The organism is Marinobacterium aestuarii (assembly GCF_001651805.1).
GTDB lineage: Bacteria > Pseudomonadota > Gammaproteobacteria > Pseudomonadales > Balneatricaceae > Marinobacterium_A > Marinobacterium_A aestuarii.
In genome coordinates, this window is sequence record NZ_CP015839.1 from 1507463 (window position 1) to 1530639 (window position 23177).

A 23177-nucleotide genomic window follows, 5' to 3' on the forward strand; every position below is an offset into this window, starting at 1 on the left:
GAGGGGATTAAGACAAAAGGCTTCGTAGCCTATAAATCCAAATACAGTCCGAGACCTGCCCCGAAACCGGAGGGGATTAAGACCTACCTCTGTAATGGTTGTGGAGGCATTTGAAGTCCGAGACCTGCCCCGAAACCGGAGGGGATTAAGACCAATGCTTCATAGTTAATTGGAAATTCATTAATGTCCGAGACCTGCCCCGAAACCGGAGGGGATTAAGACGCAAGAATGGAACTACAAAACGTTCGTTTGGTGTCCGAGACCTGCCCCGAAACCGGAGGGGATTAAGACGTTAGTAACGTACTGTGAGATCTGGGGATGAGTCCGAGACCTGCCCCGAAACCGGAGGGGATTAAGACCCAAATCAAAGACTTCTTGATCGAAGATTGCGTCCGAGACCTGCCCCGAAACCGGAGGGGATTAAGACTTAGCGAGGTCACTTGTGTACACGGGGATACCGTCCGAGACCTGCCCCGAAACCGGAGGGGATTAAGACTTCCTAAAATGATCGCGAAACGTAATAATCACTGTCCGAGACCTGCCCCGAAACCGGAGGGGATTAAGACGAACATCCGCTTCCCTCCCGGCTTCTGTTGTTGTCCGAGACCTGCACCACCACCGGGTCAGGCACCCAGACGGTCCGAGACCTGCCCCGAAACCGGAGGGGATTAAGACTTACTGTCAGCGTGACGCTCAGCCCCCTTCCCTTCGTCCGAGACCTGCCCCCGAAACCGGAGGGGATTAAGACGTGGTGTCATAGTGGTATTCAGCGGCGATGTCGTCCGAGACCTGCCCCGAAACCGGAGGGGATTAAGACATAATAAGCGGGCCATCAGCTGGCTCGTTTACCGTCCGAGACCTGCCCCGAAACCGGAGGGGATTAAGACGTAACATAGTCGGGCAGGTTCTCAATGCCTTCCGTCCGAGACCTGCCCCGAAACCGGAGGGGATTAGCGGGTCACAGTTCGGGGCGGGGCGGGGGTGCTGCGCCGGCTGGCTTTCCGAACGCAGGATTGGTGCAGCTTGTTTGGCGGCGGCTAGTTAACCCACCGTTTGCATCAGCGATAGCATCCCCACCGAGCAGTCGTCACCGCTGCTGCCTTTGGTGAAGTCGTCTGAGTAAAAAAAGCGTGTCAGTGCGCGTCTGCTGAAGGTGTCGCTGCGCAATGCGGCGAACCACTGGCTCAGCTGGATGCTGGCCTTTGAGCCGTCCGTGGCAACCAGCCGCTCGGCGGCACCGTCCGACATCACGGCCACGCCGGTCAGCTGGTGGACGGGCAAGAGACCGAACTGCACCTCGTCTGGCTGCAGCTTCTCGTCGATGAAAACGGTCTGGTTGGCGAATTCACCCTTGCCGTTGTGGCCCAGCGTGCTGAGTACCCGGTCTTTGCGCTCGGATTCATTGCTGGCCCCGGCCTGCTGGCGTTCATGCTCCAGCACCAGGGGACTGTCCCCCACCTTGAGCCAGATCAGTCGCTTGCGACCTAGGATGACGGCCGAGAGTGTGCAGCGAAAATCACCGAGCGCCCGGCGGTGCGCGCGGGACAGATCCTCCAGTATTCCCCGCGCATGCTTGACGATCACAAGCGCGAATTGGCGCGTACGGGCTTCGTCGCTGGCGTCATCGCTATCCAGCAGCTCTGCCAGCAGGTATTCCAGCGTCTGAAAAAGCCGGGCAAGTCCGGTCACGACAGACTGCGAACCGATTTCCGAGACCGCTGAACTGCCGGCGCCGTCTGCCACCAGCAGCATGGGGCGCGATGATACCTGCGCCAGCACCGCATCCTGGCAGGGTAGCGGATAACGACTGTCGCGATGCGACAGACCGACCACAGCCTCATACTGGGCATGCCAGACAGGTGCGGCTGCCTGGGTTATCTGTGTCACAGCGGCGGGCGCCGGGCATGGCTGTACCGGTGCCCGTTTCGAGGCCGCAGGGCGGGTCGCCTTTCGCACGGGGCCGACGGGTGCCGGCGTGCGCGCGTGTCGGCGCGGCTTGACGCGGATGGATGTCACGACCGGGTTGCGCGCGGCGCCAAGTTTCTTCTTCCTGGGCATCTTTGTTCACCTCTGTGTGTTTTTGCAGGATGGGCTGAGGAGGTGCGCCAGCTCAGGGCTCGGCGCGATTGCCCCGGTACTCACTGGACTTGGGCTGAGCCGGTACTATGTCGCGGGCATGCCACCCCTTGGCCATTTCGCGCCCATACAGCTGCAGTGCCTCTTGCCAGTCACTCAGCGAGGGTCGGCACTGAGGGTCGTCGGCACCATCGGTGAAGGTCGTAATGAACATTTGCTTGAGCCGGTGCGGCATGTGACTCCAGATGTTGTACCAGGCCCCCTGCGGAATCCCCCGATTGCCGGTTCCGTAAGCGAAATTGCCGCGGCAGAGGTTGGTGACAGGATCTTCGCCGCCAACAATGTCGTACGGGTGTCGCCCCAGCATCAGGCATTTAAACAGCACTATCGCCACTGAAAACGCCTCGCTCTGTTCCGTACGCACCAGTTCGCTGAAGGCCCGGTTCTGGTGTTCCTTGGGCGTCATGTCGGCGCTGCCCACCGGGCAGGCAAAGCGGTGCTTGCCGGCGTGCACCTGGTAGCTGTCGCAATCCAGCAGCGCTACCTTGCCGCTCTGCGGGTCGGCCAGAAAGTTGTTCAGGTTGTAATCGCCGATCATGATGCCGGCTCGGTGCAGCTGCTCGATGCGGGCCAGCAGGTCGAGCAGGTATCCGACGATCCTGGACCGATCCAGTTGCCCAAAGTGCCGCTTGTACAGCACGGCATGTGCCAGCAGGAACAGCTGTTTGCCCTGTGCCCGGCGCATCGTGTAGCCGATCCAGCTGCCACTTTCGTCATAGACAGAGAAAAGCGGCCAGCTGAGGCTGTCCAGCTTCTGCGCGGCGGCCATGCCACACATGGCTTCGACCTTGGGCTGCAGAATGGATGAGCGCTTGCGCAACTGTTCCGGGTGATACCACTTGATGAGAATATCGTTCCGCTCCCGGAGTGGGTACACAGCGCCTTCGCCACCTTTTGCCAATAGCGGGCCCAACGCCCTGGCAGTCCCCTGAGGGTCGCACACACACAGTTGACTCATCCTGTTCCTCTCCCTTGCTTGAACAAACCGCCCCGCGACCTTGGCCTGTTCAGATGTTGGCCCAGCTGTCCATGGGCGGCAGATCCACCCGCGACGCTGTCGACGCCGAGGCGGAGACCCGGCTCATGCTGGCGGACAGCCACTCGAAGAACTCGCCGAACTTGAGGCCATCGAGCGGGATCGCCGGTCGGTTGGAAAACTCGCCCAGCACCTGCATGTCCGCACCCTGCACCCCGACCGCCAGCGCAACCATTTTGCGATTTCCAGACAGCGTCTTGGCACGCTGGGCGGCGCTCTGCCAGTGATCGGTGGGCGCGCCATCGCTGATCACCACCAGCCAGGGCTGGTAGTAGGCAACGCCGGTCTTGCGGTATTCGCCCTTGCGTTTTTCCAGCGTGTCCAGCGCCAGCTCGACGGCGGCCCCCAGCGGGGTTGGCCCGCTGGCGTCGAAACGCTGGAACCCGTCGACATTCATGGCTGAGACGAACGGCAGAACCACGTCCACCTGCTGTCCGGCGGTAATGACGCCCACCTCGACGGAGCAGGCCGCCACTTCATTTCGGTTCAGCGACTCCAGAAAGCGCTGCAGCCCGTCATTCAGTTCCCTGATCGGCTGGCCGGACATGGAGCCCGAGGTATCCAGCACGACCATGCAGGCACAGCGCGGTGAGGGGTTATCGATCAGATCGCTCGCTGCAATCGCCTGGTCGTTGGTCATCCTGCCTTCTCCTTTCGCTTCGTTGGTCATATCCAGCAATGTCCTGCTCAGCACATTCAGCAACCCGCTCATCCGTACCTCCGCCTTGCGGCATCCACCCTTCGTTTACCCGCCGACACAACAGCACAAGCCCGTGTCGCTGATGACAGGTGCCATACTATCGCTGGGCTGCGGGTGAGCGGGGGTTGGCAAGCTTGGCATGCGGTCGGCGCGGCAGGGGAGCCGGACTGGCGGCTATTGAAGCCCGTGCTTTTTTCCGGAAGGATTATTGGCCGTTCACGGGAGACTGGCAGAATGGGAGGTTTAAATGAGGGTGACTACAGGTCAAATATTAGTCAACTTTGTGGCTAAAAATCGATCACTAAAAACAGCTGTTCAAGCTATTGATTGTATGAGATATTTTTTAAGCTCGGAGTCCGAGACCTGCCCCGAAACCGGAGGGGATTAAGACGTTACTTGGATATCCGAAATAACACATTTATTTGGTCCGAGACCTGCCCCGAAACCGGAGGGGATTAAGACATGTAGATGTGAATAGCGACGTTACCTACACCGTCCGAGACCTGCCCCGAAACCGGAGGGGATTAAGACAGCAAACTTTTTCCCTGATTCATACGTTTGACGTCCGAGACCTGCCCCGAAACCGGAGGGGATTAAGACTGATCTGATAAACCATGTCATAAGTTTTTTCAGTCCGAGACCTGCCCCGAAACCGGAGGGGATTAAGACCGTGGGCATCGCTTCCTGGTGTACCGATAGTGGTCCGAGACCTGCCCCGAAACCGGAGGGGATTAAGACTCATCAGAATCATCAGAGGAAGAAGAACCAAAGTCCGAGACCTGCCCCGAAACCGGAGGGGATTAAGACGTCAAACAGGGCGTGTTGGATCTTACCTAAGGTCCGAGACCTGCCCCGAAACCGGAGGGGATTAAGACATGGCGTAAAAGTGGTTGGCTGTTCTTTCGTGTCCGAGACCTGCCCCGAAACCGGAGGGGATTAAGACAACTCAGTGTCGCTGGATGAGTAGCTACTGGCGTCCGAGACCTGCCCCGAAACCGGAGAGGATTAAGACATTAATAGAGCGTTGTAAATATTTGCCAAAGATGTCCGAGACCTGCCCCGAAACCGGAGGGGATTAAGACGGTGCACCTAGCCGAGTTTCGAGCGGGTTCCGGTCCGAGACCTGCCCCGAAACCGGAGGGGATTAAGACCGTAACAAATGGTACATTTGCAGATGGGCTGGGGTCCGAGACCTGCCCCGAAACCGGAGGGGATTAAGACTCTAGACGAGATCGGCACTGGCTTTGACCATAAGCGTCCGAGACCTGCCCCGAAACCGGAGGGGATTAAGACATGGTGCGCTGACGGGTCATGCGACCGCCAGGTCCGAGACCTGCCCCGAAACCGGAGGGGATTAAGACGATAGTGGGGGGTACATTGTCAATAATTTATCTGTCCGAGACCTGCCCCGAAACCGGAGGGGATTAAGACTAGCGTTGGTAGTCGCAATAGCGGCCTGTGCAGCGTCCGAGACCTGCCCCGAAACCGGAGGGGATTAAGACGGTACTTTTCAGTATAAAATACATATCCCAATAGTCCGAGACCTGCCCCGAAACCGGAGGGGATTAAGACCGACCACGACGCTCACTTCCATAGCCTTACGTTTGTCCGAGACCTGCCCCGAAACCGGAGGGGATTAAGACTGTTCGTCCTTCATTTCAACGGACACATTCAAGGTCCGAGACCTGCCTCGAAACCGGAGGGGATTAAGACCACACAACAGCGCGACCTGCTTCTGTTGCTCGTCCGAGACCTGCCCCGAAACCGGAGGGGATTAAGACCGTTAGAGGTAGCCGCCGGCGCCACTCTATATGTCCGAGACCTGCCCCGAAACCGGAGGGGATTAAGACAGCTCCATGTGCCGCTTTCGCCGCGATTTGCGGTCCGAGACCTGCCCCGAAACCGGAGGGGATTAAGACAGCTGAGCAAGACGCTTGGCTGGTTCCTTGGCGTCCGAGACCTGCCCCGAAACCGGAGGGGATTAAGACCCAAACCTTCAACTGTGATACCTTCTTCTTTGTCCGAGACCTGCCCCGAAACCGGAGGGGATTAAGACGATATCCATCTGCTTGTACCTCGTTAATTGAGTCCGAGACCTGCCCCGAAACCGGAGGGGATTAAGACCCATTAACTTGCCGAGAGATATGCCTTGCTTGTCCGAGACCTGCCCCGAAACCGGAGGGGATTAAGACTGGAAGTGCTGTCGCACCGCCATGTTGAGTGCGTCCGAGACCTGCCCCGAAACCGGAGGGGATTAAGACTGTACCAACTCGCTAAACCAAAAATGTTTCTTTGTCCGAGACCTGCCCCGAAACCGGAGGGGATTAAGACTCGCGATCCGCTCTGTACTGCGGAGGGTAGTACGTCCGAAACCTGGGTAAGCGGTAGTTTCTGGGTGGGGACTTGCGGCTGCAGTCGCTGCCCCGGCAGGGCTTTGGTATTCCTCCGGGGCCTGCGTGCTTTGAGTTTCAGGTGGCGGGAGACGTTATTTTCAGTGCCTTGAACAGACGCCTAAGCTCTGCTTGAAGTTTGTCTTCATTCGCCAGCAGGCGATCCAGCGCCGGGTCTGGGCTGCGCAAGCCGTGTGCCAGCGCATTGCGCATATTGTTGAGCGTGCTGAAATCAGCGGACTGCTTCAGTTGCTCACTCACTTCCTTGCGTCTTGCGTAGTCATCCGGCAGTTTTTGCGTGTATGTCTGTTCGGTGATCTTGGATTCCAGGCCAAATATTGCCGCTCTCAGGTAATCTCGTCGGTTCAGATACTCACAGGCCAGGTGCTTTTCGTAGTCTGGGCGTGACTGGCTTTTATGCCAGTCGATTCGGCGCTGCAGTTCATCGGCAAACAGCGATGCAACCGGGTCATCCGGGTAGTTGTCCGCGATTGTCCAGCTGCTCAGGCACTCCCTGGCTTTGGCCGGATTGCTGGTGCGCTCGAAATAGGCGGCGCTTTTCAGAAGATGGGCAGATTTCCCCAGCAGCTTGCCAAAGACACCATAGTCGCCGTCTTTGGTGTAAGAGCTCATGGCGGTGAGCCAGTCGGCAACACGCAGCAGGCCTTCGATATTATTGACGGTCGTGCTTGGCTTGCCGGGGTCGTAGGCGGCGTACCAGATGCCCTCAATCCGGGCCTGGCGGATCTCGCGCAGGTACATGGCGGCCAGTAGCGCAACCATTGGCAGGTTTCTGAAACCATGGGTCACATCAAGATGGACCTTGTCCTGGGACTGCACATGGTTTGCCATCAACTCGACCAGGCGGACCTGCTCTGCCAGGTCATGGCCGTAGGGAATAATCTGCAACCGAACCTCGGTGTCCAGGCGCTCTTCCAGCAAGTGGCGCAGGCTATCCAGTTGTTGCTGGGTGACAGCCTGGTTTTCTACTGCATCGGCCAGGGTCAGGCGTTCGTCTTCGGCCAGGTCACCCAGATTGATATCGCCGTCGAACAGGTGATCCCACATGCTGCCCGCCGTCCCCATCACAACCAGCCGTTGCGGCTTTAGGTGGCGCTGCAGATTGAAACCCAGAAAAGCGGAAGGCTCATGGGTTTCGCCGTCGATGACATAGGCGGTTTTATTGTAGCCCTGTTCAGTTTTTCGTGTTCGGCCCAAGAAAGTAATCAGTGTTTTCTTCATTTACACTCTTGCTCCAGCACGATTATTTATTGCATTCACTGATGCGTGGTGATTACGCAAAGTATTTCTAATTCTGGCAATGAAGAGATTGTACTTTAGCCACTGATGAGCTCGCTGAGCCTCTGATACAGCGACGGCTTTTTCTTTTTTGTCTGTTTGTTCCAGCGGTCTCCATCATGGAATTTCAGCGCTTCCTCCGCGACGGCCAGGAGCCGCTGCTGACTGTCGGCTGGCCAGTTGAGGATTGTCTGCTTCTCGGCCATCGCCTGCAGTAACAGTCTAACCTCGCTGCTGGCCGGGTTTGGACCAAACGCCTGCTCATTGGTAAACAGGCGGCGCAGTTTCTGCAACATCTGCTCGTCCTCACTCAGCGTGCTTGCCTGCAGTGTTTCCGTCAGCCCTTTTTCGAGTGTCATGTGACCATAGCCCGCCGCGGTCTTGCTGCCGACGCCGAGCCAGGCGAGTGCCTGTTCAAGTGCGTGCAACACCGGAGCCAAATCCACTGTACTGCCACGGCGCGGAGCAATGGAAAAAATGAACTTGGCTTCACGGGTCACTAGAAACGGCACCGGGACGGGCGCATGCCAGTCACCGGGCAGGATGGCTTTCTTATCTTGACTGTGACCCAGTTCATACCACTTCCCCATATGGGGCGTCATTATATCGACGCTGAGCTGTGGCGGTTCCAGTGGAATTGCATCCATGAAAATCAGTTCGCCCGCCTGGTGCTCCTCGGTAATTTTTTCACCGTCGGGGCTATCATTGGCGGGCATGCCAACTTGCCTGGCCGAACTGCCAAACCAGCGACGTATCTCTGCGCTGGGCAAATCGGTGTAGGCTTCCGCCCAGGCGCGTACTAATCCCTTGACCGTAGAGCCCGGGATATAGGGCGTACCGAGTGTCGGGTGCCATGTAAAACCATTTTCGATCGGGCTGGCATTGCCCATGCCTGTGACAAAATGCCAGTCGGTTCGGAAGATGCGCAGCTCTCCTCCAAGGTTGCCTGTCAGGGCTGTTAACCGCTCACAGGCCGCCTGCAGTGCCTCTGGGTTGCCACACCGGCCCGCACAATCCTGCAGCGCCTTGGTTTTACTTGCGGGGTCGATCTTATCCTTATCGAACTTCGCGTTATAGCCTTGGAACAGGCGGGTAAACACAAGCCCCTTATGGCCGTCATCATTGTGTGCCGCTGCAAGACGACTACGGTTTGCGGATGGCAAGGGGCAGTAGCTGTACTCACTCATGGCTGTCTCCGGCAATTTCAGCGCGGGCGAACTGTTTGATCCAGCTCAGCAAGGCCTGGGCTTCGGCGTGGGCACGCTGGTACTGATACTGGTCTCCCGCCACAATGGCCTCCATAACATCCTGCTGCGCAGGCCAGATACCCCGCTCACCGGTGGTCAGCCATTCACTGACTGCCTTGTACAGTGCCAGCCAGGCGCTCGCTTCCGGGCCTCTTCCATTGCCTTTCATTTTGGCGAACGCCAGTGCCTGACCAATACCGTTGGTCTGAATCATTGCCGGCAGGCTGTTGGCGTAGGCTTTGAATCTATTAGCTGTCTCCTTGTCCGGCGTCACAGCTAGCACCTTCTTCAGTGCGAAGCCTGCGCGCTGTTGTGCGATAGTCTGCTGACGGCTGGCCGTCTCGACACTTTTACGTGGGCTAATGGAAATGGATGGCGCTGCAGCTGGACTGGTTTTTCTGGATCCCTGCTTTTTGTACTTTGCCATCACGCTCACCCCTTGCTGAATGCGTTGATTTTGCACCAGCCCATTCCGGTGGTTTCGTTGCCACCGAGCTGCAGGTAAGGGAACTGGCCAAATACCTGATCGGTCAATGCTGTCATCACATCCTGGGCCGTCATAGGACTGCTTTCCCGGCGCGACTTTGCTGCATTGATACCGATATAGAGCAATGTATCCGGCGGCAGGGACTCCTCGTGCCATAGGGCCCCGCGTGCGACGGTTTTCGTATCGTTGTCGATGGCGATATGTGCCTGTACAGGAATGGCGGACTGGCACAAATGGGCGAAGCTGTCATTGCTCACCACCGCCAGTTTGGCTGTGATATCACGTTCGTCCAGACCGGACAGTTCTGCCAGTACACTGATCAGTAGGCCCAAGTCAGCGGTCTGACGTTGATAGGCATACTCCTCCAGAAAGAGATAGTCGTGTTTCTCGTCCTGTGCGGTAAGAATGTTCTCGTCGTCAGGTTCGTGTAGGGCGCCCAGCTCCAGGGTCGAGAAACCCAGGCGTTCAGCATCACGGGCGAGGCGCTTGATCAGCTCCGGGCACGTGACCAGCCGATACTGGCTGGTCAGTGAGCGGACCGGCAGTGCCAGCAGGCGAGCATCGCTGATCATCAGTGCGCCGGCATGATCGCTGGCATTCTGGGTGTCGGGACCGAATAGTGTCAGCAGAGTTTCGGTATCATGTTGCAGAGCTTGCTCTGCCGCTGCGCGTAGCGCACCTTTCACCGCCGAGCCAAACACAACGGGCCAGCCACTGTGCTGCTCGCGCATGATCGGCAGGTCAATGTTACCGTCCGACTCGCCGGTGCCGGCGTGGATGGAGGTTTCGGCACGCAGGCCAAAAAGTTGGTTATTCCGCATCAGTTTTGCTTCCTTGTAACTTGCTCAATTGGACTGCCAGAGACCACACGCCAGCTGGCCATATCCGAATCCGGTTTGCTCGCCAATCGCCTGACCGTGAAGGGCCTGGACTGCTGCTGTGAGTCTGTCGGTACGGGTATCATCGATTTCCGCAAACCAGCTACTGCCCGCTGGCATCAGGCTGACCACATCTTTGGGTGCACGGCGTTGCAGATCCCAGCCACCGGTACGTTGCACCTTGCCGGTAACGGCTGTTACCAGCCGCATCTTTATTCCGGCGATAGACCCCTGCCAGGTTTGCAAGCCGCTGCCATCCGTGGCAAAGGCCACCGAGAATCCCGGCAGCGGCTGTGTTGCGCAACTGCCTGGCAGGCGAGCGGGGGACAGTAATGTGAGAATCAGGCCGCGCGTTTTCGCAGACGCCTTTAAAGCGACGGGCCTGGGCTCCGATATGATCTCAACGCTCAGGCTTGCCATACGTCCTTCACCACCGAGGCGCTGAATGGAGTCAGCCTTAATCTGGCTGATTAGTTGATCCGCTGCCGCCGCGGGCAATGTCAGCGTCAGGCTTATTGACACAGGATCGAGTAAACGCAGGTGCTCGGTTTGATACAGCAGACCTTCCACCACGGTTGCACGGCTATTGTCACGGGCAATACCCAGGCGTGGCTCAAGCACAAAAAGTTCTTCGGCTTTTTTCAGGTCTCCTTTGGCCGGAACGTCGCCGTTTAACAGGCGCAGCAATCCAGCCCCCGTCGTCCAACAGCTCTCCAGTGGCTTGGCGTTCTGGATACCTTCGGGGAGGGTTGGCAGTACCACAGCACCAAGGCGTCCTTCGGCATCGGGTCGGCTCAAGTCACAGAGGATCGGACTGCCCGGCTGCAAACGCACCAGCCTGTCATCCCCAGTATTCAGGAGGTAGGCTGGCACTGGATAGAGTGGTTCGCCATGGTACAACAGCGTCGACGGACCGAAGCGCAGCAGGCCGCTGTTATCGCCGTAACCGATTAATTCCGACAGGTTGATATCGCCCACAGATTGCGCACCAAGCAGATCATTTTCTGAGCGGACATGTTGTTTCCAGTCAATTCCTAGCGCCTCACCCAGGCGTGTTCGGATTGCACCTGTCAGCGTGGCGACGGGCGGTGGGAACAGGCTGCTTAAGCGGCTTGCACCCGCGGTATCATGGGGTCGGGCATCACGGAAGAACCAGGTATCGATGGGTGTGAATCGTATCTCCAGAGTTTTATTCATACGCTGGCCTCCGACATAGCGGACGATGGGGAAGCACTAATTTGCTCTGTGGTGAGGAAATGCAAGAGCTTCAGTGCATCATTTGTCAGCCTTGGCTCTTTGACCGTCACCCCGTTGTCTTCGCGTTTCCAGGATTCCGTCATGTGCAGCAGTTCATCCAGCAATGTGGCATTCAATTCACCGACGGCTTTACCGCTATGCTGCCACGCAGCGCGGATCAGGGCTCGCAGGTAAAGATTATCTATCGAGAGATCTTCTGCCTGAGCAACCGGCTTATTCAACCCAAGCTGTTCGATCAAGGCCTCCAGCTTGTAGAGGAACTTGCGGGAGAATTGTTTATCCGTACTGCGGTAATGCATCAGCTCAGTTGTCAGGGATCTGATCAGCGCTGCGGGCGCTGGAGCATCGCCGCGCTCCCACGGACTGGACCACCGACAATGCAGCCCGCCGGGCTTCCAGACCTCGATTGCCAGACTGTTTCGCCCCGTTTTTTCCTTAGCGACTTTGTCCAGCAGTGGGTGCGCTTTGGCCAAATTCTGTGCGAAGGGCGACTTGTAATGACAAAACAATACCGCCGCCGACAAGCTGGTGGTAATGGCGTTTTGACCTAGAGTTTGATTAACCTTAGCGAAACAGTGGGTGTAGAGCTGACGCAATGCATCGGCACAGGCGATGGCGTCGTCCACTGAAAGTAAGGCCAGCACGTCGTCGCCTCCGGCGTACACCAAAAAGCCACTGTGGGCTTGCACCACGTCAGGTACTTTGCGGGTAAAGGCATTCAGTGCTCTGCTGATACCCGTCTGTTTGGTGGCATTGCTCATCTGGCTGCCCAGCGCATCGCCGTCCATAAGCAGGATGGAATAAAAGTCGCTCGGCTTTCCCAATTGACGCTGCACGGTGTGAAGCCGCTGCTGGATGCTGTTAAGAATCTCTCGTTCCTGGGCATCGTCGCTGCGTTTTGCCAGCAAGGCGAGCTCTTCCTCATAGAAGTACCGGCCGTTCACGGTCTGCCACTTCCAGTCGGGAATGTTAAAGGTGTGACAGGCTTTATCGATCCGGTTCAGATTCAGGGTGCCCCCCTCATGCCCTGAATCAAGAGTTGCCAGATCCAGATTGAGCAAACTAATTTCTTCGCGCAGCTGCGTATCTTTAGCCGCCGCCAGGATCGCTTTCTCCAACCAGGGTGCGGCCGCCAAATAATTGACCGAAGGTACATTCACGGGCAGTCTCCAGCCCTTGAGTGTCCATTGATCGATGCCACTTTGGCCGCTAAAGGGCAGTTCCAGTGTATGAAAGTAGTGTGCAAAGCGACGTTTGATATACGCAATGGCACAGAGTGTTTCACCGGGGCGCAGATCGGTATTAATGCTTTTGCCCGCTTTCTCGGCAAGTGCCTTCCAGAAGGTATTTACCGCTTTGCCGGGGCGTGGCTCAGCTGACAGCTCCTGCCAGCCCTCCATCATCATGCAGCTGACACCGGGTTCGGCTGGCGGATTGTAAGTGCGCCAGTTTTTACGCCTGTCGAGCAGGTTGGTGGCTGTCGGGTCAGGGGTGAGACACCAGCTTATCTCCCAAAAATGCTCGACCTGGCGCTGCCAGACTGACTGGGTTTGTTCGATGCTGGGGTGCTCTAAACCGGCCAAATCTCCCTGCCAGACCTGATCGGCCAACGCCTGCCAGGCAGCCTGCACATTGTTTGTTACCTGCAACGGGTCAAAGGATGCCGGTACTATGGCACGAGCCGCCTTGAATCGGTTCGGAATACAGCCCTGTTGCGGCGGGGTCCCCTTACCTTTGCCTTGCAGCCAGTCGAGGTAGTCTTCATCGGGCAAGGGAAACTCGATACGCCCGCCCTGCGCCTGTACCGACTGCATTGCTACTGAAGCAAGCCACGACAACAGGAAAGAACCCGCCCAGAAATCACGCGTCCGCCGTGCCTGTGCCACGAATGCCTGGACCGGGCCCAGAGTGAAATGAAAATATTGCTCAGACATGAATGACATCCCGTTCGTTGAAGCGCGCCAGGAAGGTATCCAGTACCTGCCAGTCCAGTTGCTGGTTCACGTGATTGCCGCTCAGTTCAAAATGGGCAGCGCCCTTACCCTTTACTTTGACACTGGCGCTGTCAGGTAAAAACAGCGACCGTAATAGCAGGTGAATCAGCAGAAACTGGCCATCCGGCAGGCGGTGCAGATGGGCGAAGAGCGGGGAGGCTCGTCGGCCGCCGCTAACGCCATCAACATCAACATCAATGCTGACATTTTTTCCGGTACTGCTTAGAAAATAGGGGTGGGGCAAACCGAATACGGCCCGGCTGGGCAGACGGCCCTGACGTTTGCCCTCGCTGACCTCGTAGGCCCAGTCATGGTCAGGCTTGAATTTTTGTTCAGCCTCCCGGCCGAATGTAAGCTTGTTGCGCCCATAGCCCCGGTACATGCCCATCTCAAAACCATGTTGCCTTAACAGGGCGATCGCGTCGTTACCGCTGGCACCGACCTGCAACTGGCTCAGGCGGCTGAAAGCCGAAAAGGGTGGTTCATCCGCTTTTGCGGTCGGCCCCAGTAGTTCGGCAATGGCGTGCTTGTACTCGGTCTGATTTGTGGGGAGAGGCTGCGGCTGCCCGGATACCTCCAGTCGGTTGATCGTTATAGAGCCGAAACCTTTGCGGGCTCGGCTGCCGAGATTGCCCAGTAAGCCGAAGCAGAGCAGGGCCTCGATCAGTTGCTGCTTTTGCCCGTCGGTAAGGCCACGCTTCAGTGCCAGTTGTAACGTGAAGTGACCACCAGACTGCAGATAGCTTCGCTTCAGCCCTTTGGAGTAAAGCCCCTGGCCCAGCAGATACTGCAATTCAGGCGTATTCGCAAAATCCTGATCAGACACATGCACATGTTGCTGGCTGACGCGCAGCAGGAATCCAGCCTGGCCGGATGGTCCGCGGCTTTCGTCTCTGGTCGCCTGTCCAAAAAGGGCAGATTCCTCATGATGTAGTTGCTGTAAAGCCACCTGATCCGACGGTGCCTGCTGGCGCAGGCGTGCCCAGTTCAGCGCCCGCCACCAGAAGCGCAATGCCCCCTTGATAGCCGGTGGCCTGATCTGTTGCGCACAGGCCTGATTTGCTTCGCCCAGAAACATTGGTGTAGTGAGAGAGAACTCGGCCTCTATCCTGTCCATATCCATACGTTCATCCATCGCAAAGTCCGTGAGGCCACTACAGAGCGGTACCCGTCACAGTGTTAAAGTTGTGTTGCGTTGATGCCGGGGCTGTCAGTTGCAATGCACCCAGGCCGAACGATGTCTTGCCGCCGCCATGCAGGGCAGTGCCGTTGGCCAGGAGCTGCCCGAGGGGCAGCAGCCCTTCCGGGTTGGGATGCTGTATTCGCAGCTGACCCATCACCCCTTGTAGAGGATGCCGACTAGCCTGTCGTTGCGAATGGCGCTGCCAGCAGACGTCCTGCAGCTGCGAGGTAACGGTCAGTTGGTCGGCCAGTGTCAGCAGGTCCTTGTTATCCGGCACTGGGAGATCAAGCTCAAAGTGGCGATTGACCATGCGCTGGCGCTGCGCAAGTGCGACGAGCAGGTCGTGCACCCGAAATTCGTCAGCCTGTAGAGGTCGCCCTCTGCGTTTAATCAGCCAGGGGGTTACCAACTCCAGGGTAGTCGCAGCGCCGGACAGTAAGATCTGTTGCGTGATTGGAGTAACCTGTTGCAGTCGGCAAGGGATGTCCGACTCGCCTAGCCCTTTGAGCAGCGCGGTTGTCATGGCAGATTGCACAGCCGTCTGCAGTGCTTTTGAAAGGCCGATTAAATTGAGCCGGAACCGGAAGTGTTGTCCGGCCCGCAGGTGCCGGTCTTGGTCTATCGGGGTGAACATTACTGCGGGAATGCCGTCCTGATTTGCGCGCCGATAACCCTCGAACAGATGCACGTAGAAGCACTCGCTGCGGTGCCCCGATGTACCGCAGTTGCAAAAGCGTGACAGCAGGGCATGCCCCAGTGCACCGCGTAGCATGCTGCCCGGATGAGCAGGTAGAAAAAAGGAACGTTCTGGATAAGCGTGGAACAGCAGAGTGGTGATCGCGGGCCCCGCGATAAAAGTGGTGCAGAATTCGCCTGAGTTCATTGTTCTTGTTCCTTTTCAGCAAGGGGCGTCCTGGCCCGGTATCAATCTAGCGCACGAGTTCCAGGCTGTATATATCGAAATGGAATACCCGCCACTGCGTTAACGGTCTGATTGCCGATGGGTCGGCTTGGGCAGTGCGCTGAGTTTCTACTTAACCAGGCGCAAGCGCGACCTTGGGAGGGAAGGATTCCGTTCCGGCAGTCGTATCGGCGGCCGGCTTGCCGCAAAGTCCCGGATAGCTTGGGGTGCCTGGCCGATACCGGTCTGCAGCAGCATGCTCAGTACTTCAGCTGCAGCCAGGCCGTTCGCGTTGGTGTGTGAAATGATGACGGCCCACTGCGATGGCGTCAGTGAAAGAATTGCCTCTGTTGTCAGTAACCGACTGGCTTCACAGAGGAAATAATCGATGCCGCTCAACAGGTCCTCGGGTTCGATCTGTTCACCTTCAGCCTTGGCGACTTGGCTCATGGTTACAGCGATATCAATTATGTGCTGCGTGCTGGTGTCAGTCTGGCTCATGGTGATTTCCCCGGTGCTTGCCGTTTCATTGGTTCCCAGTCTATTGGCATGCAGGGGCGTTAGGGGTGTTGCCAAGCTTGGCAGTCTGCACAGTCAGGGATGCTCGCGGGCCGCTGCTCCTTGCTCAAGGTACCGGTTGGCCGTGCCAGCCAGGGTGCCATATGCAGTTGCTATTCAACGTGCAGCGTGACTGGGTAATTCAATACAAGCCCGACAACTAGCAGCCAGAGAGTTGAGTTTGGTCTTAATCCCCTCCGGTTTCGGGGCAGGTCTCGGACTAACAGTGAGAACAAACGTACCTGTCATGACGTCTTAATCCCCTCCGGTTTCGGGGCAGGTCTCGGACTGAAAACGCTACTGAGGTAACTAAGCTTGAAGTCTTAATCCCCTCCGGTTTCGGGGCAGGTCTCGGACGGATAATGCAAGGGAAGTTGAGATTCTTGAAATGTCTTAATCCCCTCCGGTTTCGGGGCAGGTCTCGGACCATGAAAATCTCTTTTGGTGACGATCTTAAAAGGTCTTAATCCCCTCCGGTTTCGGGGCAGGTCTCGGACTATAAAGAGGTCGCATTGACTTCTAAGATATGTCTTAATCCCCTCCGGTTTCGGGGCAGGTCTCGGACACGGATATCGCCTGGGGAGTCACCCCCAGGGTCTTAATCCCCTCCGGTTTCGGGGCAGGTCTCGGACCCAGAGGACAACTCACGTGTACTCGTCATTCCGTCTTAATCCCCTCCGGTTTCGGGGCAGGTCTCGGACCTCGGAGAAGTGACCAATCGGGCACACGGCATAGTCTTAATCCCCTCCGGTTTCGGGGCAGGTCTCGGACAGACAAACTGGCCGATGCACGCAACCGTAAGGCGTCTTAATCCCCTCCGGTTTCGGGGCAGGTCTCGGACGCGGTTGGGCTGACCTGTCGGGAAACGCCAACAGTCTTAATCCCCTCCGGTTTCGGGGCAGGTCTCGGACCTAAAGCCGTGTGTGATGCACTAGGCGTAGGTCTTAATCCCCTCCGGTTTCGGGGCAGGTCTCGGACTGAAGCTCGTGCCATTGAAATGGCAGCTGTACGTCTTAATCCCCTCCGGTTTCGGGGCAGGTCTCGGACTCCGAGCCTGAAAAAACAGACCTGTTTTCAAGCGTTTAGCCGTGGCTTTTAGGTGATCGAAAATCAACCAAAAAGTTGGCTAAAAAATAACCAGTTGTTTCGCTTAAAGAGCGCTACCAGTTCCGAGCTTCAGTGAGCATGCCGAAAGTTCTGAATGACTGCAATAAATAGCCGCTATGCGTGGGTATCCGCGGCCATGATGTCTGGATGTGTGACCGACGATGACTGTTTGAAGTCGTGGAGTTGATGTGCCGGATAGCCATTATCGAAAACACCCTCCAGAAACGGCGAGGCACCCCAAAAGTGTATCAGTGTGTTCGCGGGTATGCGGTAACCCCGCAGGTCATCCTCGCCAGGGCGAATCAGCTTGAGTAGCTGTACTTGCAGTATGGCCAGGGCTTCGTCATCGCCTTGCCAGGCGAATACGGATTCTTGCAATACGTAGGCCTGGGTTCTCAGAAATCGCTGCAGCCGCTGCAGCCGGCGTGGCGAGCGGATATCGTAAGCCAGCAGGTACCAGTGGCTAGTCACACAGTGCTTCCTCACAGTCGCGGTCGATACGCCGCGACAGCCAGTGCGCACCGGCACCGAGTTGTCGTGACCAGTGCGTCGAGACCTCGTCATAGGCGGCATAGAACTGCTGGCGGCCCTCTTTTCCCAGCAGGCATCCACCAGGGCGAGTCGAAAAATGACGCCGGTCAAGCAGACCGCTGTTGAATAGCCGCACGACCCAGGTTTCTACCTGGGGGCGCAGGGGCTCCATCAGATCGCAGGCAAGGGATTTTCGGCCGTATGCCGGGCGATGATAAAACCCCAGTTGCGGGTCCAGGGCATACCGCAGTGATTGGCGTACCGCCTCCTGGTGCACCAGGGTGTAGGTGAGCGAAAGCGCCGCATTCACCGGATCGGGTGGTGGCCGGCGCTCGCGCTTGCTGAAGCCCAGCTGTGGCGGGAGCTGTTCACGCCAGTGCGCGAATGCAAGGCGCTGTACGCTGCCCTCGATACCGCGTAGCTGGGCATCGTCTTCACAGCTGCCGAGCTGGCGCAGCGCCACTTCTATGTGCTGGTGGAGCGCCTCACCTGTGGCTGTGTGAGTCAGCAGCCGGTTAAGGATGTTGAACTTGTGGCGGCAAAACTGAACGGCAATGGGCAGGCGCCGGGTCAGGGACTGCTGCCACGCATACTGACGGCAGCGGCGTTCAACCTGCCGCTGCTGGTTGGCAAAGAGGGCAAAGCTGTTTTGTTCATGGCGTTGGTTCAGCACGATGAGATCGATTCCACGGCTTTGCAGCTGACCGATGAGCTGGGTGGTGAGTTGTACGCTGTGCATGCAGATCACCTGATCAATGCGGCTCAGCGGCAGGGTTCGGGGCGGCTGTTCAGGCGCACGCACGATAATGCAGTCTGTGGCGTATTCCAGGCTGAGCTGGCGTCGATCCAAAATCACATGGGTCATGGATGATCCTAGTTGATAAGTAGTAGCGGGCCTGTAGGGGACATGGCGCCGCATCCGAGTTGCCAGCAGCTGCTCATGCTGTTCAGGCAGATGGCATAGAGCCGGTCTTGTCCGTCCAGCAGTGGCAGTAGCTGCTCCAGCAAGTGGTTTAGCTCTATGCTGGATAGCGGCAGTTCGAACACTGAGTCCTGATAACTCAGGCTTAGTGCATGCAAAATACGCAGTGCTCGGCGCCGGCTGCGGTTGTCGCTGATGTCGTACCCGATCAGGTAGTGCCGTCTAGCCATAACCGCTCCAGTGTGGAGTGCAATGCGCTGAATCCTTCTAAGCGCAGCAGGTCGTTAAAGTCTGTGGGGCGGGCGCGGGCCAGCGTCTCGCGGCTGAAAGTCGGGTAACACAAGCGGTCACCAGGCTGCCTGGCGGACTGCGCGCAGTGCTTGCCGACGTTGCCGACCCTGGGCTTCCAGATATCGTTGTCGTGACAGAAGATCACCGGACCCGGGGTGTTGCGCCTTACCGCGGCCAGGTTATGCGCCGATAGTGCAACGCGGACTTCACCAGGCCAGACAAGCGCCAGCGTGAGGCCCGTGGCGAGCCCTTCACAGATGAGCACCGGGATCCGTGCGGTTGCCTCGGGTTTTGGCTGGATACGGATAAAGCTGCCGCTCATCAGCCCGGCTTCGCGCACGAAGTGGCGTTTGCGGTCACCGTGCGGGCTGAAAGTTATCTGATGAAAACCCGTATAACCCTGGTGGGGGTTACCAAAGGGAATGAGGAGCTGGCCTGGCTGTGGGCAGCGCACTGGCAGGCGGCTGAGCAGCGCGGTATCCGCCAGCCCGGTCAGCCGCTGTGCCAGCCAGGGATGGTCAGGGCCGAGGTGCGGCGCCGCGCAATACTGGCGTTCAAAGTGTCCATGCCGTTGCAGGCGTCGGGCATTTTCCAGCGCCGGGTCCCGGGTGGCTCGAAGCGCCACGCGGGACATTGGGGTCTGGCTGTTCGCGTTGGTGCACTGCCAGCGCAGACCGTTGAAGGTTCGTTCCTGGCCGCCATCCTTGAACGTGTGCAGCCGCAGAAAGGGCCATAGTCGGCCGGTGCTGGTACGGTTAATGTACAGCAGCGCGCTGCAGGTGCCGCGGTAACGGGGTTCGATGACCGGTACAGAGTTGCCTTTGGCCATCTGGCCAGGCGCAGGAAGGCATTGCAGCAGGCGGGAACCATCAATACCAACCTCGGCGGCGAGCGTACAGATATGATCGCAGGCACGATGGAGTATCGCCAGGGGCGGACCCAGATCACGCGCGACTGAGTGCATCAGGGTTGCTCCGTGACCAGAAAACGACGCACGCTGGCGCCCATCTCGTGCAGACGGTCTGCGCTCAGTTCGATGCCCCGCTCGGCAGGCGTTGCCTGAATGCAGAGGTGCCAGTATTCGACGCCCAGAGGCGCCAGGCGGGCGATCATCGACATCGGCAGGTTGCCAATAACGCGGTCACCGGCCTGCAACAGGGCAGGATCAAGGTGGCCCTGCTGTTTACCGCGAAACCCCTGGCGTGCGAGATACTCGATAGCGCCTGGGTGGCGGCTGACGATCCAGGTGGTTTTTTCTGAGCGCAGCTGTTTCAATCAGCAAATTCCCATTGAGGTTGATGCAGAGCAGCTTAATGCTGCGGGCCACCTGGCTGGCGCTGCACAAGCTTGGCTATGGGCTCAGGAACAGGCTGACGGCGGACAGATGCCGCAGGGAATTGGCGAAAAGGAGAGGGTATGTCGCACACGCTATTGTCGGTTACGGGAATGTCACCGGCGGTGATCACTGAAACGCTGTATGCCATTGCGCGTGACGGACTGCGCTGGCCGGATCGCATCAAGGTGATAACCACCACGGTGGGTCGCGATCAGTTGCACGACCTGCAGACCACACTGGATCAGCTGGCGGCGGATTATGGCTGTACACCGCTGGCGCCGGCGCAGGTGGAGATTGATGTGGTGCGGGGCGCCGACGGTCTTGAAGTCAGCGATGCGCGCAGCCTGGAAGATCACGAAGCTCTGGGTGACTTTATTATGCAGTGCGTGCGCAACCTGACCGATGACCCGGACCGCTCGGTACATGCATCCATTGCCGGCGGGCGCAAAACCATGACCTTTTATCTGGGCTACGCCATGAGTCTGTTAGGCCGCCCGGGTGATCTGTTATCGCATGTACTGGTGAGTGAGCCGTTTGAGTCGGTAAAGGCCTTTCGCTATCCAACCCCGTATAGCCAGGCGTTAACCACGTTTGCAGGTCAGACGGTGGATGCACGCGATGCACAGGTGGTGCTGGCCGATATCCCGTTTATCCGCATGCGTGATGAACTGCCCCCGTTGATGTTGCAGCTTACTGAGTCGCTGAGTTTTCGAGACTTGGTCAGCCTGATCAACCTGGGAGAGCTGGAAGCGCACAAACGTACCTTAACGCTTGAACTGCCCGCCGATATGGCTGAGCTAAGAGTTCTTGATGGCGCTGGCACACTGCTGCGCAGGATAGAGCTGGGAATGCTGGATTATGCTTTTTACCGCATGGTGCTGCGTCAGTACCTGGCGGGTGAAGAGCTGGTGCGGCGGCCTGCCCTCGGGGATACCGACCTGCTTGTCTTGCTGTGCGAAGAGGCACTGCGACTGCAGGGTGAGATTCCAGGCAAGGATCAGACACCTACTGAGTTGCTGGGGCAGCTTGAGGACGCCGAGGGACCTTATCGTTTGCGAGACTCGACATTGAACAGCCTAAGGACGAATGCTCTCACGGGCACCTTTTTCGATACCCGTTGCAACAGCATAAAAAGCGCGCTGGAAAGTGTGTTGCCGCGAAAGCTCTGCCGCTGGCTGACATTATGCAGTGTGAGCGATGAAGACGGCGACCTGGCCAATTTTTATCAAGCCTGGGGCTCGGGCAGCAAGGGGGGAGGCTACGGTATCCCGCTGGCCGCCAGCAGCATCATCCTGCACGACTGAAAGTCTGAACCTCTGCGCCGGCCTGAGTGCTGTGCTGACCCTGCCGGTACAGATGGCTCGCGCAGTGATCCTGCACAGTATTAGTGGGCAGGGGCTTTTCATTGGCGATAACACACAGTTACGGTTGCCGATGTCTCTGCGGTGGCCGGATCTGGTACCAAACATCAACAGAGCCCCAACCAGAGACTGTAAATTTATCCGTGTTAATGGCGATATATTACAGTCAGAGGCGATTACCGAAGAGGATACTGAACGGTCCTATCGCCTGTTCCCGGCCCGTATCGGCATCGTCCACTTCTTGGCGATATGATGTAAGGCGGGATAGAGCGCCTTCATCACGAATGTCTCGGTTGGGAACAAGCGGCGGGTCCTGATGACCTCGCAGTCGCGATGATCTTGAGCCGGAAAAGGCTGCCTGGCTGCAACTACAAGGTTGCGGAGTCGTCGGGGGGCGCTGATTCGCAGTCGCTGTCCGTGGTGAGCTCCTCTTGGATATAACGCTGAACGTGACCCTGAATCTTGCGGCTGGTTATATATGCCCACAGACCCATCATAGTACCGGCTGCGCCGAAAATAATACGCCCTTCGGGTATGAGCAGTATCAACAGTAACGTCAGCGGAATAATAATCATTAAACCGTACTTGCCGCGTTTGCCTACGTTCTCTATCAGCTGCTCGGCATCGGCCCGGGTGGTGACGCCTGCGCCTGGCAGTTTCTGCCGTAGCGAGGCGTATTCGCGCTCGCTTCTTTTCGCCTGGCGTCCGAATGGGTCTCTGAAGTTCATCGGCTAGTCTCTGTGTTTGGTCATTGTGAGAGAGCCCGTTTTCAACTTGGCTTGCAAATGGCTTCTCGCTGCGCAAGCAAGGTGCGGGTGTATGCAGCACTTCTTCACTCACCCAGGCGTCTGTTGCAGCGTCCCTTTGTGCTGCACCATGACTGATCGGGGCTCCTGCCTGGCATTAGCAGGTTTTCATGGGCCAGATACGAAAAAAGCCTGCATTGCTGCAAGCCTCTTCTGAGATGGTACCAGTGGCCGGACTCGAACCGGCACGCTTTTAAGGGCGGGGGATTTTGAATCCCCTGTGTATACCAATTTCACCACACTGGCAACGCTGTGTATGTCTACACGGGTCTACATGGCATTTTTGCTGATCGATGAAGAAAAATCAACAGCAATATCAACGCTTTACCATAAAATTAGCACTAGAGGGGTTGAGTTTTGAATCCCCTGTGTCTACCAATTTTACCACACCGCCAAAATCTGTTCCGAGCGCCTGATTCGACAAGAATCTCGTCATGCTGGCAACACTGTGTCTGTCTACATGATATCACTTGCCAAGATTGAGGTTGGTTTGTACAAGCTTCTCCGAACAAGCGCACAGGTTGGCGTGAGTGTTATATGCGAAAGTTGCACAGATGCCACATGAGTTGCGGTGGAGATGTTTTTTAAGGTCAATATCCGGAGACATGGATTAACTGGTCAGTCGCGATGAAGGTGCCCGCAACCACTCCCCATAGTTGTTCCCACGTATCTGCATGCCTTGATTGACAGTACCAGTATCTGTCGCTATTGTTGGGTTACTTACCTATGACACTTGTGGTGTTTTTCGAGTGATGTT

19 protein-coding genes, 1 tRNA gene and 3 CRISPR repeat arrays (1 of these 23 cut by a window edge) are annotated in these 23177 nt (G+C 57.4%); of the genes, 1 reads left to right on the plus strand and 19 read right to left on the minus strand.

Going from position 1 to position 23177, the window contains the following annotated elements:
• A CRISPR array of direct repeats spans window positions 1-676; the repeat unit is 37 nt; unit sequence GTCCGAGACCTGCCCCGAAACCGGAGGGGATTAAGAC (it extends 297 nt beyond the left edge of the window).
• Window positions 677-1041: 365 nt separating this feature from the next.
• The 17 genes from A8C75_RS06715 to csx16 all read right to left on the minus strand — a co-directional run bounded on the left by A8C75_RS06715 (window position 1042) and on the right by csx16 (window position 20192).
• Window positions 1042-2058: a PP2C family serine/threonine-protein phosphatase gene (locus A8C75_RS06715; protein WP_084783809.1), complete on the minus strand. Its 1017-nt coding sequence runs from the start codon at window positions 2056-2058 to the stop codon at window positions 1042-1044.
• Between the two features lie 52 nt (window positions 2059-2110).
• Complete coding sequence (locus tag A8C75_RS06720; RefSeq protein WP_067379781.1) at window positions 2111-3094, minus strand: kinase; 984 nt, start codon at window positions 3092-3094, stop codon at window positions 2111-2113.
• 49 nt (window positions 3095-3143) lie between these two features.
• Complete coding sequence (locus A8C75_RS06725; RefSeq protein WP_227819852.1) at window positions 3144-3884, minus strand: vWA domain-containing protein; 741 nt, start codon at window positions 3882-3884, stop codon at window positions 3144-3146.
• A gap of 342 nt (window positions 3885-4226) precedes the next feature.
• Window positions 4227-6203: direct repeats of the CRISPR family, unit length 37 nt; unit sequence GTCCGAGACCTGCCCCGAAACCGGAGGGGATTAAGAC.
• Window positions 6204-6340: 137 nt separating this feature from the next.
• Window positions 6341-7504 carry a TIGR02221 family CRISPR-associated protein gene (csx2, locus tag A8C75_RS06730; RefSeq protein ID WP_067379783.1) on the minus strand — a complete coding sequence of 388 codons (1164 nt, stop codon included), beginning with the start codon at window positions 7502-7504 and terminating at the stop codon, window positions 6341-6343.
• A 95-nt stretch (window positions 7505-7599) separates the two neighbouring features.
• A complete protein-coding gene (gene cmr6 / locus A8C75_RS06735; RefSeq protein WP_067379785.1) occupies window positions 7600-8748 on the minus strand; it encodes a type III-B CRISPR module RAMP protein Cmr6 in 1149 nt (382 codons plus the stop codon).
• The gene (gene cmr5 / locus A8C75_RS06740; protein ID WP_084783811.1) at window positions 8741-9235 is read right to left on the minus strand and encodes a type III-B CRISPR module-associated protein Cmr5; all 495 of its coding nucleotides are present in this window, start codon (window positions 9233-9235) and stop codon (window positions 8741-8743) included. The genes cmr6 and cmr5 overlap by 8 nt, the downstream gene beginning before the upstream one ends.
• Window positions 9236-9240: 5 nt before the next feature.
• Complete coding sequence (gene cmr4, locus A8C75_RS06745; protein ID WP_067379786.1) at window positions 9241-10116, minus strand: type III-B CRISPR module RAMP protein Cmr4; 876 nt, start codon at window positions 10114-10116, stop codon at window positions 9241-9243.
• Window positions 10117-10140: 24 nt separating this feature from the next.
• The gene (locus A8C75_RS06750) at window positions 10141-11370 is read right to left on the minus strand and encodes a type III-B CRISPR module-associated Cmr3 family protein (RefSeq protein ID WP_067379788.1); all 1230 of its coding nucleotides are present in this window, start codon (window positions 11368-11370) and stop codon (window positions 10141-10143) included.
• Window positions 11367-13364 (minus strand): type III-B CRISPR-associated protein Cas10/Cmr2, encoded by a 1998-nt coding sequence (gene cas10, locus A8C75_RS06755; RefSeq protein WP_162272096.1) that lies wholly within the window; start codon window positions 13362-13364, stop codon window positions 11367-11369. The genes A8C75_RS06750 and cas10 overlap by 4 nt, the downstream gene beginning before the upstream one ends.
• Entirely contained in the window at window positions 13357-14559 is a 1203-nt protein-coding gene (gene cmr1, locus A8C75_RS06760; RefSeq protein ID WP_084783815.1) for a type III-B CRISPR module RAMP protein Cmr1, read from the minus strand. The genes cas10 and cmr1 overlap by 8 nt, the downstream gene beginning before the upstream one ends.
• Window positions 14560-14578: 19 nt before the next feature.
• The gene (locus A8C75_RS06765; RefSeq protein ID WP_067379795.1) at window positions 14579-15490 is read right to left on the minus strand and encodes a CRISPR system precrRNA processing endoribonuclease RAMP protein Cas6; all 912 of its coding nucleotides are present in this window, start codon (window positions 15488-15490) and stop codon (window positions 14579-14581) included.
• A 147-nt stretch (window positions 15491-15637) separates the two neighbouring features.
• Window positions 15638-16009 carry a hypothetical protein gene (locus A8C75_RS06770; RefSeq protein ID WP_067379798.1) on the minus strand — a complete coding sequence of 124 codons (372 nt, stop codon included), beginning with the start codon at window positions 16007-16009 and terminating at the stop codon, window positions 15638-15640.
• A gap of 241 nt (window positions 16010-16250) precedes the next feature.
• A CRISPR array of direct repeats spans window positions 16251-17113; the repeat unit is 37 nt; unit sequence GTCTTAATCCCCTCCGGTTTCGGGGCAGGTCTCGGAC.
• A gap of 174 nt (window positions 17114-17287) precedes the next feature.
• Window positions 17288-17644, minus strand: coding sequence for a CRISPR-associated endonuclease Cas2 (gene cas2 / locus A8C75_RS06775; protein WP_067379801.1), 357 nt, complete (start codon window positions 17642-17644; stop codon window positions 17288-17290).
• Window positions 17637-18569, minus strand: coding sequence for a CRISPR-associated endonuclease Cas1 (cas1, locus tag A8C75_RS06780; protein WP_067379804.1), 933 nt, complete (start codon window positions 18567-18569; stop codon window positions 17637-17639). Before cas1 ends, cas2 (A8C75_RS06775) begins: the two co-directional genes overlap by 8 nt.
• 8 nt (window positions 18570-18577) lie before the next feature.
• The gene (cas2, locus tag A8C75_RS06785) at window positions 18578-18856 is read right to left on the minus strand and encodes a CRISPR-associated endonuclease Cas2 (protein ID WP_067379807.1); all 279 of its coding nucleotides are present in this window, start codon (window positions 18854-18856) and stop codon (window positions 18578-18580) included.
• Complete coding sequence (locus A8C75_RS06790) at window positions 18835-19881, minus strand: hypothetical protein (protein ID WP_067379810.1); 1047 nt, start codon at window positions 19879-19881, stop codon at window positions 18835-18837. The genes cas2 (A8C75_RS06785) and A8C75_RS06790 overlap by 22 nt, the downstream gene beginning before the upstream one ends.
• A complete protein-coding gene (gene csx16 / locus A8C75_RS06795; protein WP_084783821.1) occupies window positions 19881-20192 on the minus strand; it encodes a CRISPR-associated protein Csx16 in 312 nt (103 codons plus the stop codon). Before csx16 ends, A8C75_RS06790 begins: the two co-directional genes overlap by 1 nt.
• A gap of 141 nt (window positions 20193-20333) precedes the next feature.
• Here csx16 and csm6 point away from each other — a divergent pair, with 141 nt between their 5' ends.
• Entirely contained in the window at window positions 20334-21557 is a 1224-nt protein-coding gene (gene csm6 / locus A8C75_RS06800; RefSeq protein WP_084783823.1) for a CRISPR-associated ring nuclease Csm6, read from the plus strand.
• Between the two features lie 425 nt (window positions 21558-21982).
• Here csm6 and A8C75_RS23305 read toward each other — a convergent pair whose 3' ends face one another.
• Entirely contained in the window at window positions 21983-22342 is a 360-nt protein-coding gene (locus A8C75_RS23305) for a hypothetical protein (protein ID WP_067379818.1), read from the minus strand.
• Window positions 22343-22579: 237 nt separating this feature from the next.
• Window positions 22580-22666: transfer RNA gene (locus A8C75_RS06815), tRNA-Leu, on the minus strand.
• Window positions 22667-23177: the final 511 nt, after the last annotated feature.

Bases quoted from the DNA above. Each gene is read 5' to 3' on its own strand.
- A8C75_RS06715 (WP_084783809.1), bottom strand. From the start codon at position 2,058: ATGCCCAGGAAGAAGAAACTTGGCGCCGCGCGCAACCCGGTCGTGACA.
- A8C75_RS06720 (WP_067379781.1), bottom strand. From the start codon at position 3,094: ATGAGTCAACTGTGTGTGTGCGACCCTCAGGGGACTGCCAGGGCGTTG.
- A8C75_RS06725 (WP_227819852.1), bottom strand. From the start codon at position 3,884: ATGAGCGGGTTGCTGAATGTGCTGAGCAGGACATTGCTGGATATGACC.
- csx2 (WP_067379783.1), bottom strand. From the start codon at position 7,504: ATGAAGAAAACACTGATTACTTTCTTGGGCCGAACACGAAAAACTGAA.
- cmr6 (WP_067379785.1), bottom strand. From the start codon at position 8,748: ATGAGTGAGTACAGCTACTGCCCCTTGCCATCCGCAAACCGTAGTCGT.
- cmr5 (WP_084783811.1), bottom strand. From the start codon at position 9,235: ATGGCAAAGTACAAAAAGCAGGGATCCAGAAAAACCAGTCCAGCTGCA.
- cmr4 (WP_067379786.1), bottom strand. From the start codon at position 10,116: ATGCGGAATAACCAACTTTTTGGCCTGCGTGCCGAAACCTCCATCCAC.
- A8C75_RS06750 (WP_067379788.1), bottom strand. From the start codon at position 11,370: ATGAATAAAACTCTGGAGATACGATTCACACCCATCGATACCTGGTTC.
- cas10 (WP_162272096.1), bottom strand. From the start codon at position 13,364: ATGTCTGAGCAATATTTTCATTTCACTCTGGGCCCGGTCCAGGCATTC.
- cmr1 (WP_084783815.1), bottom strand. From the start codon at position 14,559: ATGGATGAACGTATGGATATGGACAGGATAGAGGCCGAGTTCTCTCTC.
- A8C75_RS06765 (WP_067379795.1), bottom strand. From the start codon at position 15,490: ATGAACTCAGGCGAATTCTGCACCACTTTTATCGCGGGGCCCGCGATC.
- A8C75_RS06770 (WP_067379798.1), bottom strand. From the start codon at position 16,009: ATGAGCCAGACTGACACCAGCACGCAGCACATAATTGATATCGCTGTA.
- cas1 (WP_067379804.1), bottom strand. From the start codon at position 18,569: ATGACCCATGTGATTTTGGATCGACGCCAGCTCAGCCTGGAATACGCC.
- cas2 (WP_067379807.1), bottom strand. From the start codon at position 18,856: ATGGCTAGACGGCACTACCTGATCGGGTACGACATCAGCGACAACCGC.
- A8C75_RS06790 (WP_067379810.1), bottom strand. From the start codon at position 19,881: ATGCACTCAGTCGCGCGTGATCTGGGTCCGCCCCTGGCGATACTCCAT.
- csm6 (WP_084783823.1), top strand. From the start codon at position 20,334: ATGTCGCACACGCTATTGTCGGTTACGGGAATGTCACCGGCGGTGATC.
- A8C75_RS23305 (WP_067379818.1), bottom strand. From the start codon at position 22,342: ATGAACTTCAGAGACCCATTCGGACGCCAGGCGAAAAGAAGCGAGCGC.